This is a genomic window from Cryobacterium zongtaii (assembly GCF_002909375.1).
Classification (GTDB): domain Bacteria; phylum Actinomycetota; class Actinomycetes; order Actinomycetales; family Microbacteriaceae; genus Cryobacterium; species Cryobacterium zongtaii.
Genome location: NZ_PPXD01000013.1, coordinates 59,765 through 74,359, shown reverse-complemented (window position 1 = coordinate 74,359; position 14,595 = coordinate 59,765). Strand labels below are relative to the sequence as shown.

General features: G+C 62.4%; 15 protein-coding genes. 9 read left to right on the top strand and 6 right to left on the bottom strand.

Annotation, left to right across the window (positions count from 1 at the left end):
• The first annotated feature begins 186 nt into the window (after positions 1-186).
• On the top strand, positions 187-825 hold the full coding sequence (locus tag C3B61_RS10085; RefSeq protein WP_103460496.1) for an isochorismatase family protein: 639 nt from the start codon (positions 187-189) through the stop codon (positions 823-825).
• A 341-nt stretch (positions 826-1,166) separates the two neighbouring features.
• Here C3B61_RS10085 and C3B61_RS10080 read toward each other — a convergent pair whose 3' ends face one another.
• Positions 1,167-1,994 carry a helix-turn-helix domain-containing protein gene (locus tag C3B61_RS10080; RefSeq protein WP_103460495.1) on the bottom strand — a complete coding sequence of 276 codons (828 nt, stop codon included), beginning with the start codon at positions 1,992-1,994 and terminating at the stop codon, positions 1,167-1,169.
• A 214-nt stretch (positions 1,995-2,208) separates the two neighbouring features.
• Between C3B61_RS10080 and C3B61_RS10075 the strand changes: the two genes are divergently transcribed.
• Complete coding sequence (locus C3B61_RS10075; protein WP_103460494.1) at positions 2,209-2,592, top strand: cupin domain-containing protein; 384 nt, start codon at positions 2,209-2,211, stop codon at positions 2,590-2,592.
• Positions 2,579-3,016: a cyanase gene (gene cynS, locus C3B61_RS10070; RefSeq protein ID WP_103460493.1), complete on the top strand. Its 438-nt coding sequence runs from the start codon at positions 2,579-2,581 to the stop codon at positions 3,014-3,016. Before C3B61_RS10075 ends, cynS begins: the two co-directional genes overlap by 14 nt.
• Positions 3,017-3,069: 53 nt before the next feature.
• Here the strand turns inward: cynS and C3B61_RS10065 are convergent, their stop codons facing one another.
• Complete coding sequence (locus tag C3B61_RS10065) at positions 3,070-3,942, bottom strand: HAD hydrolase family protein (RefSeq protein WP_103460492.1); 873 nt, start codon at positions 3,940-3,942, stop codon at positions 3,070-3,072.
• 128 nt (positions 3,943-4,070) lie between these two features.
• On the opposite strand from C3B61_RS10065, the gene C3B61_RS10060 reads away from it, so the two are divergent.
• Positions 4,071-5,018, top strand: coding sequence for a GlxA family transcriptional regulator (locus C3B61_RS10060; RefSeq protein WP_165787979.1), 948 nt, complete (start codon positions 4,071-4,073; stop codon positions 5,016-5,018).
• A 23-nt stretch (positions 5,019-5,041) separates the two neighbouring features.
• Here the strand turns inward: C3B61_RS10060 and C3B61_RS10055 are convergent, their stop codons facing one another.
• A complete protein-coding gene (locus tag C3B61_RS10055) occupies positions 5,042-6,259 on the bottom strand; it encodes an MFS transporter (protein ID WP_103460491.1) in 1,218 nt (405 codons plus the stop codon).
• Between the two features lie 620 nt (positions 6,260-6,879).
• On the opposite strand from C3B61_RS10055, the gene C3B61_RS20280 reads away from it, so the two are divergent.
• From C3B61_RS20280 to C3B61_RS10035, 3 genes are all read left to right on the top strand, one after another.
• Entirely contained in the window at positions 6,880-7,017 is a 138-nt protein-coding gene (locus tag C3B61_RS20280; protein WP_425266416.1) for an RNA polymerase sigma factor, read from the top strand.
• The gene (locus C3B61_RS10045) at positions 6,978-7,346 is read left to right on the top strand and encodes an RNA polymerase sigma factor (RefSeq protein ID WP_279628296.1); all 369 of its coding nucleotides are present in this window, start codon (positions 6,978-6,980) and stop codon (positions 7,344-7,346) included. Before C3B61_RS20280 ends, C3B61_RS10045 begins: the two co-directional genes overlap by 40 nt.
• Before the next feature lie 1,049 nt (positions 7,347-8,395).
• Positions 8,396-8,665 carry a hypothetical protein gene (locus C3B61_RS10035; protein WP_103460487.1) on the top strand — a complete coding sequence of 90 codons (270 nt, stop codon included), beginning with the start codon at positions 8,396-8,398 and terminating at the stop codon, positions 8,663-8,665.
• A 20-nt stretch (positions 8,666-8,685) separates the two neighbouring features.
• Here the strand turns inward: C3B61_RS10035 and C3B61_RS10030 are convergent, their stop codons facing one another.
• Positions 8,686-8,931: a hypothetical protein gene (locus C3B61_RS10030; RefSeq protein WP_103460486.1), complete on the bottom strand. Its 246-nt coding sequence runs from the start codon at positions 8,929-8,931 to the stop codon at positions 8,686-8,688.
• Between the two features lie 654 nt (positions 8,932-9,585).
• Between C3B61_RS10030 and C3B61_RS10025 the strand changes: the two genes are divergently transcribed.
• Positions 9,586-10,791 carry an epoxide hydrolase family protein gene (locus C3B61_RS10025; protein WP_103460485.1) on the top strand — a complete coding sequence of 402 codons (1,206 nt, stop codon included), beginning with the start codon at positions 9,586-9,588 and terminating at the stop codon, positions 10,789-10,791.
• Here C3B61_RS10025 and C3B61_RS20210 read toward each other — a convergent pair.
• The gene (locus tag C3B61_RS20210; protein ID WP_341866767.1) at positions 10,731-11,048 is read right to left on the bottom strand and encodes a winged helix-turn-helix transcriptional regulator; all 318 of its coding nucleotides are present in this window, start codon (positions 11,046-11,048) and stop codon (positions 10,731-10,733) included. The genes C3B61_RS10025 and C3B61_RS20210 overlap by 61 nt on opposite strands.
• Positions 11,049-11,215: 167 nt before the next feature.
• Here C3B61_RS20210 and C3B61_RS10015 point away from each other — a divergent pair, with 167 nt between their 5' ends.
• Positions 11,216-11,836 (top strand): NADPH-dependent F420 reductase, encoded by a 621-nt coding sequence (locus C3B61_RS10015; RefSeq protein WP_103460483.1) that lies wholly within the window; start codon positions 11,216-11,218, stop codon positions 11,834-11,836.
• A 438-nt stretch (positions 11,837-12,274) separates the two neighbouring features.
• Here C3B61_RS10015 and C3B61_RS10010 read toward each other — a convergent pair whose 3' ends face one another.
• Positions 12,275-14,491, bottom strand: a complete 2,217-nt coding sequence (locus tag C3B61_RS10010) for an RICIN domain-containing protein (RefSeq protein ID WP_103460482.1) — start codon at positions 14,489-14,491, stop codon at positions 12,275-12,277.
• Positions 14,492-14,595 lie beyond the last annotated feature (104 nt).

Sequence of the window (14,595 nt, the reverse complement as noted above, 5' to 3'; positions counted from 1 at the left end):
CCCCCGTGCACCGCGATCCCCTGGGATAAAGCGCATCGTCGGACGCATACGGGCGCAGCACTCAGCTCTTCAACGGTTGGCCTAAATTCATCGCCTTGTGTCGTGCGAGCCAATGGCATGCCGGGGCGGAGGACGTGACCATGGATGAGCGAAGACAATGTCGCTCAAATTTCAGGAGTCAAGACTATGAACACACCCCGTCGCGCCTTAATCCTCGTTGACGTGCAGCAGGAGTACTTCAGCGGACCGCTGGAAATTCAATTCCCCGCTCACGCGGACTCGTTGCCGAGGATCACCGCCGCCATCGACGCGGCCACCGCCGCAGGAATTCCGATCGCGGTCATCCAGCACAGTGCTGGCGACGAGGCACCAGTCTTCAACCCGACGATGGACGGTTTCGCGCTGCACCCCGAGATCGCGCGCCGCCAGAGTCCCGCGTGGAAGTCCGTGACGAAGCAGTTCGGCACCGTCTTCGCCGGCACGGATGTTCTCAACTGGCTGCGGGAGCACGACATCGACACGATCACCCTTGCGGGCTACATGACCAACAACTGCATCATCGCCTCAGCCGCCGAGTCCGAGACCCATGGGCTGGCCGCCGAAGTCCTCTCGGACGCGACCGGGTCCATCAACATCGCCAACGATGCCGGCTTCGCCGACGCGAAGACCGTGCACACGACCCTCATGGCGCTGTTGCACTCTAACTTTGCCGCAGTCGCCACCGCCCAGGCCTGGACCGATGCGATCGCCGAGGGTTCCGCGCTAGCGAAGGACAACCTCGGCAGCTCCGCCGTCCTCGGCGCCCAGCGAGTAGCCGCACTGTGAGTTCACGAACCCGAGAGTCTCGGCTGCGTACTCTTTACGCGTCCACTGTCGGGGTCCTTCGCAGTATGACCGCCGAATACCGTGCCGGGCTCATCGCCAACGACATCATTCCCCCCACCACAACGACCGCCCCGGACGCCGCCACACAGCAGCCGCGGCTCTGAGGTTCCAATCCCCGACGTTCTCCTCGCTCGCCTGTGCCTGATCGCTGAATAGTCGAGGCCAACACAGCGACCGAGGGCGCCGGTCTTCGGCCAGGCCGGGGCAATTCGAGGCTTGTCAATCCGACGCATCTTGGTTTTCCGTTCGATACGAATGCCCCACACCAGTGGCTGTGGGCTTTACCACCCTCCGTCGTCCTCAATCTCGTTATCGTCTGGGGCGCGCGAGGAGGAGTGCTGGGAGGGTGGTACGCCGTACTGGCGCCGGAAAGCGCGGGCGAACGCACTGGGCTCTCGGTATCCGCTGTCAAACGTTGCGCGTTGCACGGTGCTACCGCGGTCGATGAGGTGGCGCGCGAATTCGAGGCGTACCCCCCGGATAGTGGCTGCTGGAGTCGTGCCCGCTGCCGCGAATATCATCTGCAGAGTCCTCACCGAGATGTGATTGTTCGCGGCCAGCGAGAGCGCATTGAAATCTGGATCGGCGAAGTGCTCCCTGATCTGGCGCAGCATCTCGGATCGGAGAGCTGTGCGGGTGGGCGCTATCCCGAGGCGCCGCGCGGCTGACCTGACCGCGTCCTCGCCTTGAGCGAGTTGAAAGCGGGCCTTCTCGGCCAAAGACTCGCTTGTCGCGAAAGAGAGTAGCGCCGCGCCGCCTACTTTCAGCTTTCTTATCGACCAGATGACGGGCACGATCTCACCCGTGCGACTCAGGAAGAGCTCCGGAGCCTGCGCCGCACGACTGTGACCGTTATGCACAATCGGACAGTCCTCGGCACTGTACGTGGATCCATCCGGGTGAAGGTGGTGCAGAGTCGCGTGGCTAGGCAATCCCACGAGTTGGTCAGGATCGGCATATCCAAGAAGCCTGGCCGCCGCGGTGTTCGTCCGCGCAACCGACCCGTCGTCGCTGATGACCCACAACGGGTCGGGGGCCGCCTCGACAATGGCCTGAAGCAGCGCGTAGTCGGCAGCGTCACCCGGCGCCGGCTGAATTGAGAGAGCCACCTATTTTCCCTCCGCCCCCAGATAGTGAACGCTGCACTCTGCAGGGCACGGCTCCAAGCTACGCTCTGAAAATTTCCGCCTTCTTTCCCTTCTGTGTCGCTGGTGTTACTGCGCGCCGCTCGTTCGCATCCGGCCTCGTGCCCTGCGCAAATTGGCTTGTCGGTCCCGGCTCTTTTCAGCTGAAATGAATGCAACCTAGAGAAAGCGAAACAACATGACCTACTTCCCGTCCATGCAGAAGGCCACTCTGTCCGAACTTGAACCGGACGTCCACGGGCGCATCGCTAAGCGAACGGCGAGCCTGAATGGTGTGGAGGTCACGCAGATCACGTTCCACGTTGGCGCGCGCTGGTCCGCGGACCTCAAGGAATATGCGGGCACCGATCTGTGCGTGCTGCCACACGTAGCCCTCGTTACCGCCGGAACCCTTGCCGTCGAGATGAGAGACGGTGAGCATGCCGAGTTCTCCACCGGTGACGTGATGCTGCTCCCGCCCGAACACGATGCGTGGGCCGTAGGAGAAACCGATTGCACCTTCGTCGAGTTTTCCCGTGGCAACGACTATTACGACGGCGAGATAACGCATGGAGAAGCGTGAGGCGGGAGAGCTGGCGAACCAACTGCGCCTCAAAATTGGGCTCACTTGGGAGGACCTCGCGTCGGCTATCTCCCGCCCACCGGTGTGGACCGCGGCCGCGATCCTAGGCTTCCACCCGATTCCGGCCGACCAGGCACGTGCCGTTGCTGAGCTGCTGGGCTTGGAGGACGACGCCGTCACAGCGATGCAGCGTCAGCCCTACCGCACAGCAGACGACTCGCTACGGAGCGATCCAACGATCTACCGGTTCTACGAGCTCCTCCAGGTCTACGGCCCCGCAATCAAAGAACTCATTCACGAGGAATTCGGTGACGGGATCATGAGCGCGATCAATTGCAATGTCGAACTCGGCCGCGTTGCTCACCCCGACGGCGATCGAGTCCGGGTGACCATAGAGGGAAAATTCCTCGCGTATCAATGGTGAAAGCCGGTTCTCGTGGGGGTGTTCGGTCTGACGTGGAGACGGCCTGGACACCTCTACCAGACGCGCTCAGGCTCCTCCGCGTCGGGACCAACTGGTCGGATTTCTGGACGTGTCAGGCCGAGAGCATCGAAGCCGAAGGCTATTCCTTCACGGTCAGGGCCTGGGATGACCAGGTCGGCCAGCCGGAGCAACGCTTTCGGGGATCCTTCAACGGCGACAGCAGTACCAGCGAAGGCGAGCATTTCAAGGTCGTTTGCCCCATCCCCGATGGCAACGACGTCGCTTTGGTCGATTCCGAATCGAGCGATGACAGCGGCGATACCGACCGATTTGTCAACGCCGGGGATGTAAAGCTCACCCGCCCTTTCCTTCAGCCCCGTGATGGAACTTGGAAGTGCCGCGATATCGGTGCCGATCTCTTCCGCGAGGACGGGAACCGGCACTCTGGAGTCGAAAATTGTGACTTTACCGAACGAACAATTGCTGAGGTCGTTGGGTATCTGAAGAGACGCGAGGATGTCGCTCGGCCCCTGGCCATCGCCGGGAAAGGCTCCAAAGAGAATCCCGTGAATCCGCTCGCGACTTCCGGGCGGCCCGAAGATCGCGGTGGGTGCTTCGAGGACGAAGGTGACGTCGTATTTCTCGAGGACGGAGATCGTTCTCGCTGCTAGGTCAGCCGAAAACCGCTGGTCAGACCAGACCTGCTCGTCAACCTCAATGTAGCCGCCAGCGGCAGCGACAAGGCCGTCGAATCCGACGGCCTGCACGTTGCGAGCGAGCATCGATTTCGGTCGGCCCGTGCACAGGAATATCTTGTGTCCGTTGGACCGCGCACGACGAACGGCTTCTACGTGAGCTGGTGGGATGACTCCTCGATCAGCGAATGTCCCATCGAAATCGATGAACACGGCCTTGGCGGTGGTCATGTCAGCGGAAGTGGGCGTTGGGGTAACAACTGGATGGGGCACGTCTCCACGCTACCGGTCTTGTCGCCGCCTCCGCGACTGGCCCGTGTGCAGCATTACGATGGCATCAGGCCAGAGGAAGGGTTTCTGTGAAGATCGCGATCTACGCATTCGATGGTGTCCCGATGTTTCATCTTTCGGTGCCGCAGATGGTCTTCGACGAGGTGACCCGGCAGGGGCTGGCCCAGTGGGAAACAGTTCTGTTCTCCGACCGCGCGGGCTCGATCCGCACTGCCGAGGGGTACACCTTGGGCCGGGTTATGGGTCTTGACGCTGTCCTCGACGCCGACTTGGTCGTCGTCCCCTCATGGATCGACGACGGCCGGAAGATCCGGCCTTCATTCCGGGCAACGCTTCTCAGCGCCCACGGTCGCGGATCGACGATCGTCGGGCTGTGCCTCGGGGCGATCGCCGTCGCCGACCTCGGCCTTCTCGAGGGCCGAAGTGCGGTGACACACTGGCACGCCGCCGGCGACCTGGCCCGGAGACATCCGAACGTCACCGTAGACGCGGACGTGCTGTATCTCGATCACGGCGACGTGATGACGTCGGCGGGTACCGCTTCCGGCATCGACGCGTGCCTGCATGTAGTCCGGACGCGCCTCGGCGCCGAAGCGGCGAACCGGGTCGCGCGAAGCTTGGTCGTCGCACCGCATCGGGAGGGCGGGCAGGCGCAGTACATCGAGCGGCCCCTGGCGCACCAAGCCGCAGCCGACCCCATCGCCGTCGCATCGACCTGGGCCCTGGAAAATCTCGGAGAGGATCTTGGAGTTGACCGCCTCGCGGCCGCGGCGCACATGAGCCGCCGGACCTTCGTACGGACTTTCCGTAACGCCACAGGGGCGACACCCGCCGCGTGGGTGAGGTCTCGCCGCCTCGATGAAGCCAGACGACTTCTCGAGACATCGGAACTCTCGGTCGATCAGATCGCCGCGTCCTGCGGATTCGGCAACCCCGTTACCCTGCGCCAGAACTTCGCCGCCGCGTTCGGCAGCACGCCGTCGAGCTATCGCCGCCGGTTCGACGCCCGGGCGTGACAGTCCGCTTCAACCGCTCCGGGTCAGCGACCCGCCGCACGCACAGGCAAAGGCGACCCAGCACGATCGGTCAAAGTCTCGGGAGGCCTGACGACAGGGGTGATGAATGCAGCGGCCGCGACCAGGATGAGCGGGGCGATCAGTGCCGTCCTGAGGCTGGAGTGGTCGCCGAGGAACCCGATGACCGGCGGCCCGACGAGCAATGCCACGTATCCGACCGTGGCCGCGAAGGCGACGCGCCTGGCGGGGTCTCCATCCCCTTCTCCTGCGGCGGACAACGCCAGAGGGAAGCCCAAGGACGCGCCCAGGCCCCAGAGGACGACGGCAGCCACTGCTGCGACCTGACTGTCAACGAAGATCACCAGGGCCATGCCCACTACGGCGCTGAGAACACCGACTCGCAGAACAGGCGCCCGGCCAAAACGGGCGACAAACGACCCGCCGATGAAGCGGCCGATCGTCATGGAGGCAGCGAATCCGGCGTACACGGCGGACCCCGATGTGGCGTCGAAACCGTGGCCGTCGACCATGACTAAGGGGAGCCAATCGCTCGCGGTCCCCTCCGTAAGCGCCATCGCGAGCACCAGGGCAGCGATAAGGAGAAGACGCGTGTCACGCCACAGAGGCAACCGAGGCGCCGCGGCCGCCGTGGGTTCCGCTCCTCGGGGAACCTGCCCGGTTGCGCGCGGGATACGCGGAGCAGCTGCACCCATGATGACGACGGCGACGACCCCAATCGCCGACAAGTGCCACAACACCGGGACGTCAGTCGCGGTGAAAGCGATGCCCGCACCAGCACCGACGAGAGTGCCCAAACTGAAGAAGCCGTGCAGGGCGGGCAGCACGGGGCGGCCAATGGTCTTCTCGATGTCGGCGCCCTCGACGTTCATCGCAATCTCCCCGCCTCCCATCCCCAAGCCGAAGAGAAACAGGCCGATGACCGTCGCTGTAGCCGACGACGAGGCTGCCCCGACGCCGATCGTCGGCATGCTCAGGATGACCCCGATCGTACCCGCGAGCATCACGGGCCTCGCTCCCCAGCGCGCGACGGCAGGACCGGACGCGAGGATGCCGATCATCGACCCGGCAGACAAGCCGAGCAGGATCAAGCCCATCTCCGATGTCGTCGCGCCCAGCAGATCCCGGATGGCTGGCGTCCGAGTAACCCACGAAGAGATCGCCAGACCGGGCAGGGCGAAGAGGGCAAAAAGTGCGAGGCGGCGTGAGTGCAAGGTCATCATGGTTCATTTCTCGGTCGTGGATACAGCGGTCAGGAATCGGCATTGAGATGACGAATGCCGCCCTAGGCCGCGAGCACGGCCTCTCAAATTCTGCAGGCGGCAGGCGATCTGGACCAGTGGCCTAGAAACCAAATAGCAATGAATACGAGCCACACAAAACGTGTAGACGCCTCCCTGGCGTGCGCCACGACATGCAGCTCGAAGACCCCGACCTCGGGGTCGACGGCGTACTCGAACTGGGTGGTGAGGTCCTTGCTCGAGGCGAAGAACAGAGCCCACTGAGACCACCGAGTGGGTTCGCAAGCTGGTCGCGCTCACCGTCGGTGCGGTCGAGCGCAAGTAGCGGTGCCGGCAAACCAAGGCGTTCCTCAGCGTCACTACCTTACTCACGGAATCGTCCCAAAATTGGCATTTGGCCAGCGTTTTAGGCCGCATTGTGTCCGTATACTCAAGAGTGAATTCAGCTGATCGAAATCAGGAGTCCGAACCAGTGAGTCCTTCCGCCAGCGATCGAGCAACTCGATACTGCGGACGTCGGCCGGCTGCTCCTCGAAGACGAACCGGATAGCGTCTTGGTTGCCGTCGCGACGAGCGGGAATTTGGTCGCTTTCGAGGTCTTAGTGCGCCGCTATCGGAATCTGATGCACGGCTACGCCGTCAGGATCCTGAAGTCGTCTGCCGATGCTGACGATATCGTGCAGGAGACCCTCATAACTTCTTGGGACAGCTACCAACCTTTAATGATGGCGCGTACGTGAAGGCCTGGTTGATGCGTGTGGTCCGCAATAAATGCCTAGACCGCATGCGCAGGAACGTTCCGGAGACTGCCGAGGATGACGACGGCACAACAGAAATTCTCGATACCGAGCCTTTCAAAGTCGTCGAAACGCTGCTCCAAAATGAGGCATTGGCCCTAGCCCTTGCCAACCTGCCGACCAACCAGCGCGGCGCCTGGCTAATGCGCGAGTTCTCCGACAGCAGTCACGCCCTCATTGCGGATGAACTCGATATCCCGGTATCGACTGTCCGTGGTCTCCTCGCGCGTTCACGCAGAAGCTTGGCAGGGGCGTTGGCCGACTGGCGCTGACTGTGTTTTCATCAACTCGAAAGGGAGCCTCCTCGGCTAGCTCATCACCAGTGGTACGGAAACTGAATTTGACGCGCGCTCCGTTGACTTGTAGGTCGATATTGGCGGCAAGCTGCGCCTGGTGAGAGTTCGGTGTCTCTGGGTCTTCGTGCCGCGCCAGTATCGCAAATCCGTGTCAACGACGCCCAACGAGATCTAAGGTTCGAACTGATCGACGCAGCCGGATTTCGACTTTGATTCACGACGCACGGCGTGGCTCCTCGCCCTCCAGTACGCCGGCTCGAAATATTGACATTGGCCCGTCCGGGGTGTCAGCTATGTGAAAGCGCGAGTTGAGCAGGGGGCCCACTCGCGTGTGGGGGTGCTCATGAATCTACGCAACCGCTTCACCTCACGCCGCGGTGCCCGATGAGCACCGCCGCTACGCCCCGTCAAATTTTCGACCTGGTCGACTCGTTACTCTCTGACACGTGGCCTGTCCTGGAACTCGACGCAATTGCGCTTCTCGAGAGGCATTCCTGCGACGTTTTGCTCGCTCATCGGCACACTGAACGTGCGGTTCGGGTCGCGCGTTGGCACTGCCCCGAACTAGACATCTGGGGTGCCTGGACGACCTGTCCCCCGCACGGGATCGGGCTCAGCGTCTATCTGTCGGACACCACCGCCACCGGCCCCACCATCTCGCTAGGGTACGGCGCCCTGACCAACGAGTTCACCACTCATCTGGGAGCGCCAGAGATCATTGACCGCAACCCCTACAGCCCCCGAACATCGTGGACTCGCCACAAACTTGCCGTCAGCGTCGACTCTTACACCCGAGAACACGAATGCCCCTTGATCAAACTGACAATTCAGCCGCTGACCACAGTCATCCGACACCACGTCACCACAACTAACCAAACCGCCTGAAATCTGGGGTACTGTCCGGCACCTCTTTACCCACCCGTTGCCTGAACTACCGGAAAGTTGAAGGCAAGCAGCCCTCGGCTGCAGGAGCGGCGATCGGCCCCTGGGCCCTGGTCCCCCCACTGGTACTCATCGGGCTCGGCATGGGCGCGTGTTTCGGCACGATCTTCAACTTCGCCCTCGGCGGAATCGACGAGCACGAGACCGGCAGTGCCAGCGGAGCCCTCAACGCGGTGCAGCAGCTTGCAAACGCGGCCGGAAGCGCCGCGATCACAACCGTGTTCTTCGCCAGCGCCGATGAGGCATCCGTAGGCGGCATGCTCGTGAGCCTCGCTGTGGTCGGCACCCTAGTTCTGGTCTGCTGCTTCCTCGTTCGACTCCTGCCCTTGGTAGCGCAAGTATCACTGCGGTGAATCCGGCTAGTCTTAATGGATCAGACAGGGCGTCGCGGGTCTCCGGGACCACCCCTCGTGCCCTTGTGTGCCTCTTCGATGATCCGGACGTTCTTTACAACGGCGCTTTCGGTCATGAGCAGATCAAGCGAAGTGACGAACAGTCGGGCGATTTCTTCACTGCTCACATCAGGGCCGGGCACGTCGACCCGGAACCCCTGGGCCTGAAGACCACCCTCGTTCGAAAACACGATCTCTGCATCGAAAACAGCGCGATATTCGGTCATCTGGCAACACTAACGAGATGGTCGTTGACGAACACGCTGCCCCGCGGTACCAACTCGGCGATCACCCGACGCAACAGATAACCATCGCGCGCACGAACCCATCATTTGATCAGCCTTCGACCGGTTGGGTTAGACGCCTCGCAACCCATGGGATAGGAGACGTAAAAGAATGGTGGGGCATCGTCGCGGTGGCGAACACAGCATTGCGGCCGGGAGTCGCCGTGAATCAGGAATTTCGGAACGGTGGCATTCAGGCATTAGGGAGAGCGGCTTCCGGACCATCCATGGCCTCCATGCTGGTGGCAGGTGGTCGAAAAGGCGAACAATGCAATGGCAACAACGGGTAACCCTGCAACGCCAAGGCGACGAAGAAGCCAAGAGCCGAGTGGTTGGATTGCGTAGTTTTCCTTCTTATGGTTGTGGCTGTTGGGGGGGAATTCGTTAACCAGTTGTACTCGATTGCAGTTGAAAGCGTGGGCTGTGTGGTGTTGTCGGCGGAGGCGGACACGGCGTCAGGCAGATCGGGAGGGTCGGTGTCAACGCCCTAGGTTGTCAGAGAGACGGCGAACTGCGGTCCACTGGATATCTCGACGGGAGTGACTTTTCGGTGGGCTGCAAGAGTTGGCGGGACTAGTCCATCGGTAGAGTTTTGCGATGAAGAGTTTCCACATTTCGGTGCCAGAGTCGGATCTTGTTGATCTACGGGAACGGCTTCTTCGTACACGCTTACCGGAGGCAACGCCTGGGACGGAGTGGGCTGCTGGAGTTCCGCAGTCTTACTTGCAGAATCTCGTGACCTACTGGGAAGCCGAGTTTGACTGGCGCGCTCAGGAACGCTGGTTGAACTCATTCCCGCAATTCACTGCTGACATCGACTCCCAGTCAGTCCACTTTGTTCACGTGAAGTCATCCCATCCTCATGCCGTACCTCTTGTCATTAGCCATGGATGGCCCTACTCGTTTGCCGAGATGCTCCCACTCGTCACTCACCTGTCCGACTTCGACCTCGTCATCCCCTCGCTACCCGGATTCGTGTTCTCCGACGCCCCCACCGGATTTTTCACCGACACTAGTACGGCGCGAACGATACATAAGCTGATGACAGATGTCCTCGGCTATGCCCGGTACGGCACCTATGGTGAGGACATTGGCGCCTCCGTCAGTCATAGCCTGGCGTCACTCTTCCCGGACTCAGTGCTCGGTATCTTCGTCACACACCCCGCGGTGCCCCCGGTTGACGACCGGAAAGACCTCTCCGCGGCAGAAGACGCCTTCATTGCATGGCTCGACGCGGAATGGGAGGACGAGACCGCGTATGCGCATCTGCAAAGCACCCGCCCCGACACGGTCGCCGCCGCCTTGAATGACTCGCCAGCCGGGCTTGCCGCCTGGATTCTCGAAAAGTTTCGTTCGTGGAGCGACAGACGCAGCGGCCCGACGGAACTCACTCTTGATGAAAAGTTCTCTCGAGACGACCTTCTGCGGACGATTTCGCTGTACTGGTTCACTCAATCCATTGGGTCGTCATTCCGCTCCTACTACCACCTGCGGCACCGCGAGAAGCGTGGCGCCGTTCACGTCCCGACCGGCATCGCCGTCGGGACAGGAGACCTCGGATACCCCCGTGAACTTGCCCAGCGCACGTACACCGACATCCGAAGCTTCGCCGTGCTCCCCCACGGTGGTCACTTCACGGCTAAAGAGGAACCCGAACTCGTCAGCGCCAACATCCGCGCATTCTTCCAGGGGTTCCTGACCGAACCGGACCCGACGCGACCTCCCGATGGCGCCCGGGGCGCCTATTCGGAGGTCGGAGAGGCGTCGGAGTTCGAACGCTCTCGGCCCTGCGTCACCGAGTGATCAGCTGCTGTAGCGTCCGCCCACTCCTCCGCCCAGGAAACAAGCGGCCCGAACGCCGCAGGTAGAGCGGCTCCAAGCGAGGACAACTCGTATGAACCGTCGTGCTGACGGGCGACCAGCTTCGCTTCAGTGAGTTCACGAAGTCGGAGAGTCAGCGTCGAAGATGACATCCCGTCGCACTCTCGTTGAAGTTCCAAAAACGTGAGCGAGTGGCCCTGCAATTCCCAAACAATTCTCATGCTCCATCGCCGCGTCATCAAGTCGAGCAGCGCGAACAGCGGCCGCCCTGTTCGCGAACCCTTGGCAGGTCTTCCTGGAAGAGGGGTGGTTGACATAAAGCCACACTATCGCTTGCGCTTCGATATTCGAAGTGATAGCTTCGGCTTCACTTCGATAGTCGAAGTGATCAGGGTTGGGAGCGGAAATGAAGATCGGAATTGTAGGCGCGGGCAACGTGGGCAAGCTGTACGGCGAGCAGTGGGTGAAGCGAGGCCACGAGGTCGCGTTCAGCTATGTGCGCGATTTGGGCCGTCTCGAAGATTTTGTCGGCCGGCTAGGTTCGTTGGCGTGCGTGCTTGAGGTGGAGAAGGTGGCAGCATTTTCGGACGTGGTCGTTTTCGCGCCGCCATTCGAGCTGATTGCGCACGCGGCAGCGCTCGTCGGTCCAGCATCAGGAAAGGTGGTCGTCGACACCACTAATCCTTTCAACCCAGAGCGCACTGGGTTGGTCGATCTCGGCACCAACACTTCGTCGGCGAAGGTCGCAGACTTGTTCCCGGACGCCTTTGTGGTCAAGGCCCTACATAATTTGTCGGTAGATCAGGCCGCCGTTGCCATCAACCAGACTCCCTCCGTCATATTCATAGCCGGGGACAACAACGAGGCCAAGGACACGGTGGCGCGCTTAGTCGTCGACGCTGGGCTCATTCCCTTTGACACGGGTGAACTAACTACCGCCGATCTGAGCGAAGCACCTGGCCCCTTGTTCATGAACGTGTACAGCATGTCGGCGGTCGCCGACGCGGTCGCGATCGCCCGCGGCTGACTGTGCCCTAACAAAACTCGAGCCACACCGACTTCGCGGTGAGTTGGCGCACGATCGAACGGAGCTCTTCACCATCCAGAACGAGTTGGATCAGCTTCAGCAGACCTTCTGGGGTCAGCAGCGCGTTGGAATGAGTAGCGTATGAGTTGAGGACCTCCGTTGCATCGGCTTGAGTGTGGCAGCCCAATCGATGCCGGAGGTCCTCAACGTTTTAGCTCACGCCACGCTCACAACCTGTGTGGGAAAAAACACCTTGCCCAGTCTGACCTGTGCAACCTGTTGGGAGAACACAAACTCACCGATGCCACCAGCCGCATCCGCGTCACGACCGAAACTCTGTATCAAGTACTGATCGCTGCGGAGGCGACCGCCTCCATAGGCGCCGCCCCTTTCGAGCGCACCGGCGAGGCCGATTGCGTGTTCAGGAGGACGTGAGCGTTAGACGCGCGCCCAGGTCTGGTTCGGTGTTCCGAGTGCCCGCCACAGCTGTACGGGCGACCCGTTTGCGGTTGCCCGATTGGTCACGTCGAGAGCGAGACCGTTGGAACGGTTGATGATTGACCCATCTAGGCGTATTGACCACTTTTGACTGCTCGACCCGTTACACGTCCAAAGGATCACCTTCGTTCCAGGCGTGGTGCCGTTGGCGTCTGCGGCCAAGCAGCGGTCTCCGACGCGGAGCTCGCCAGTGGCGGTGGGGGTGATGCGCTGGTTTGCGTTGCCTACGCAGTCGTAGACCTGCAGCTGCACGCCAAGGGTCCCGTTGGGGACGTCGAGGCAGCGGCCGGAGGATGTGCCGCGGATGCTCGAGGTGACACCGACGGTGTTGGCCTCCTGCGTGACCTGCCACTCCTGGCTGTCGTCAGCTGAGGCGTTGCTGGTTGCGCTCAGGAGCGGCCGGAGTTCGACGGCCCCGTTCGCACCGGTGGAGGTGAGGTAGAGCGAGGGGTCGGCCACGGAACGTAGCTTTTGACGCCCGTCGGAGCTCGCGACGAGGGTCCACTGCTTGTCGGTGGCGCCGTCGTCGACCCACTGCGCGACCTTTTGGCCGGACGAGGGTGTTCCGGTCCAGATGGCGAGAGACCGTCCGCCGACCTTGTTGAGGAGGGTGACTGCTGAACCCTTCTGCTCGAGGCTCCAGCGCTGCTGGGCGTCGCTGTCGGACTGGTCGCGGGTGATGACGTCGGGAACATCCCCGGTGAATCGAGCGTCCTGCGTCTTTCCAGCCTGGGGGCTGAGGGCCTGACCTGTCGCTCGGTTGATCAGGGTGGAGTAGGTGGAGGTCGTTCGACCGAGGTCGACGTCGGCGTGCTTCACGGGACCGACGCTGCCGCCCGCCCAGGCCGCTTGGAGGACAAGGAGCCGGCCGGTGCCTTCGAGGTATTGGAGGTTTCGGCTGTAGCCGCCGGGGAGGGTGGTCTGGTGTTCCTTCCACTGACCGTCGCTGCGGCCGGATTCGTTGACCCAGACGCTGCCGCTTCCTGCGGCGTTGAAGACGATTCGGCCGTCGGGGAAGGAGGTGAGGACGGGGCTGCCGCCGTCGGAGAGTCCGCCCTGCCCTGCCGGCACTGGGAGCTGGGCGATTTCGTTGCCGTCGGGGTCACCGTCGGCGAAGAAGCGCAGAGGGTCGTCGGCGAGCTTGTAGCGGGTGTTCTGTCCGCCACCGAAGTACTCGAAGGTGAGCAGGTACCGGCCGTCGGTGGTGGGCGCGATTGTGGTCATGCCGGGTCGGCCGCCGCCGATCTGGGTCTTGCCGTTGCCGCGGTTCTCTGTGAGGCCGGCGACGTCGACGACGGGCTGGCTCCAGTCGGTGGTGCGTCCGTCCCAAGTCTTGTGAACGAGGACCTGGCCGTAGGAGTCGGGAGCAGTGGCGTTGTTGGGGTCGATGATCGGGACACCGGTCTGAGTGTTGTAGCCAATGTAGTCGTTCTCGTCGGAGTAGTAGGCGATCAGCTGGCCGTCGCGGGCGACGAGGTGGGGTTCCCAGACGGGGTCGACCTGCTTGGTGGTGTTCGTGGCGGAGGTGCGGCCGATGGCACTGGCGCTACCTCCCTGCCATCCGCCGGTGGCGATGACGTTGACGAGGCCCCAGTTGGCGCCTTCGTTGGTGCTCGAATAGAGGGCAATGGCGAGGTCTCGTCGGTCGCCGTCGCCGGTAGGGCGCCAGTTGGGGTCGGCCGCCTTCTGCTCTTTGGCATACTCGTCGTCCCCGGAGACGACGACGGCGAGGAGGGCTGTGCCGGCCTTGAGGTTGCCGACGTCCTGCGGGAGAACGTAGAGGTAGGGGTTTGTCCAAGCGCTGGTGTACTTGGCGTAGCGGCTGTCGCTCGAGGCGTAGGCGGGGGCCTGGACGTTGGAGAGGGCCCGCCAGGTGGTTCCTTGGTCGTCGCTGGCGTGGATGGGGAGGTCTTGGCCGACGACCTGGCTCTGGCTGTCTTCGAAGGCGGCGAGGACGCGTCCGCTGGGCAGCTGTGCGGACTTGGGGTAGAGCACGCATGGGTTCTTGTTGCAGGCTGCGGCGTTCGTGGCGGTGAATACGTTCCCGGGGCTCGGCTGGTAGGCCGCAGCTCCGGTTGCCCCGACGAGGACGAGCCCGGCTGAGACGGCGACGGCCGTCGCGGTCGCGATGGCCTTCCGGGTGAATGACTGCACCATTGCAGTTCCTTTCGCTTATGAGTCGACTTCGACCCTCCAAACCTTCTCCTGTCGGAGGCGTTCGTGGGGGGGGGTTCGGAAAGGTTTTCGTGCAGCCCCCTCGG

Coding starts and splice junctions, on each gene's coding strand:
- C3B61_RS10085 (WP_103460496.1), top strand. CDS start 187: ATGAACACACCCCGTCGCGCCTTAATCCTCGTTGACGTGCAGCAGGAG.
- C3B61_RS10075 (WP_103460494.1), top strand. CDS start 2,209: ATGACCTACTTCCCGTCCATGCAGAAGGCCACTCTGTCCGAACTTGAA.
- cynS (WP_103460493.1), top strand. CDS start 2,579: ATGGAGAAGCGTGAGGCGGGAGAGCTGGCGAACCAACTGCGCCTCAAA.
- C3B61_RS10065 (WP_103460492.1), bottom strand. CDS start 3,942: ATGACCACCGCCAAGGCCGTGTTCATCGATTTCGATGGGACATTCGCT.
- C3B61_RS10055 (WP_103460491.1), bottom strand. CDS start 6,259: ATGATGACCTTGCACTCACGCCGCCTCGCACTTTTTGCCCTCTTCGCC.
- C3B61_RS10035 (WP_103460487.1), top strand. CDS start 8,396: ATGGGCGCGTGTTTCGGCACGATCTTCAACTTCGCCCTCGGCGGAATC.
- C3B61_RS10030 (WP_103460486.1), bottom strand. CDS start 8,931: ATGACCGAATATCGCGCTGTTTTCGATGCAGAGATCGTGTTTTCGAAC.
- C3B61_RS10025 (WP_103460485.1), top strand. CDS start 9,586: ATGAAGAGTTTCCACATTTCGGTGCCAGAGTCGGATCTTGTTGATCTA.
- C3B61_RS20210 (WP_341866767.1), bottom strand. CDS start 11,048: ATGACGCGGCGATGGAGCATGAGAATTGTTTGGGAATTGCAGGGCCAC.
- C3B61_RS10015 (WP_103460483.1), top strand. CDS start 11,216: ATGAAGATCGGAATTGTAGGCGCGGGCAACGTGGGCAAGCTGTACGGC.
- C3B61_RS10010 (WP_103460482.1), bottom strand. CDS start 14,491: ATGGTGCAGTCATTCACCCGGAAGGCCATCGCGACCGCGACGGCCGTC.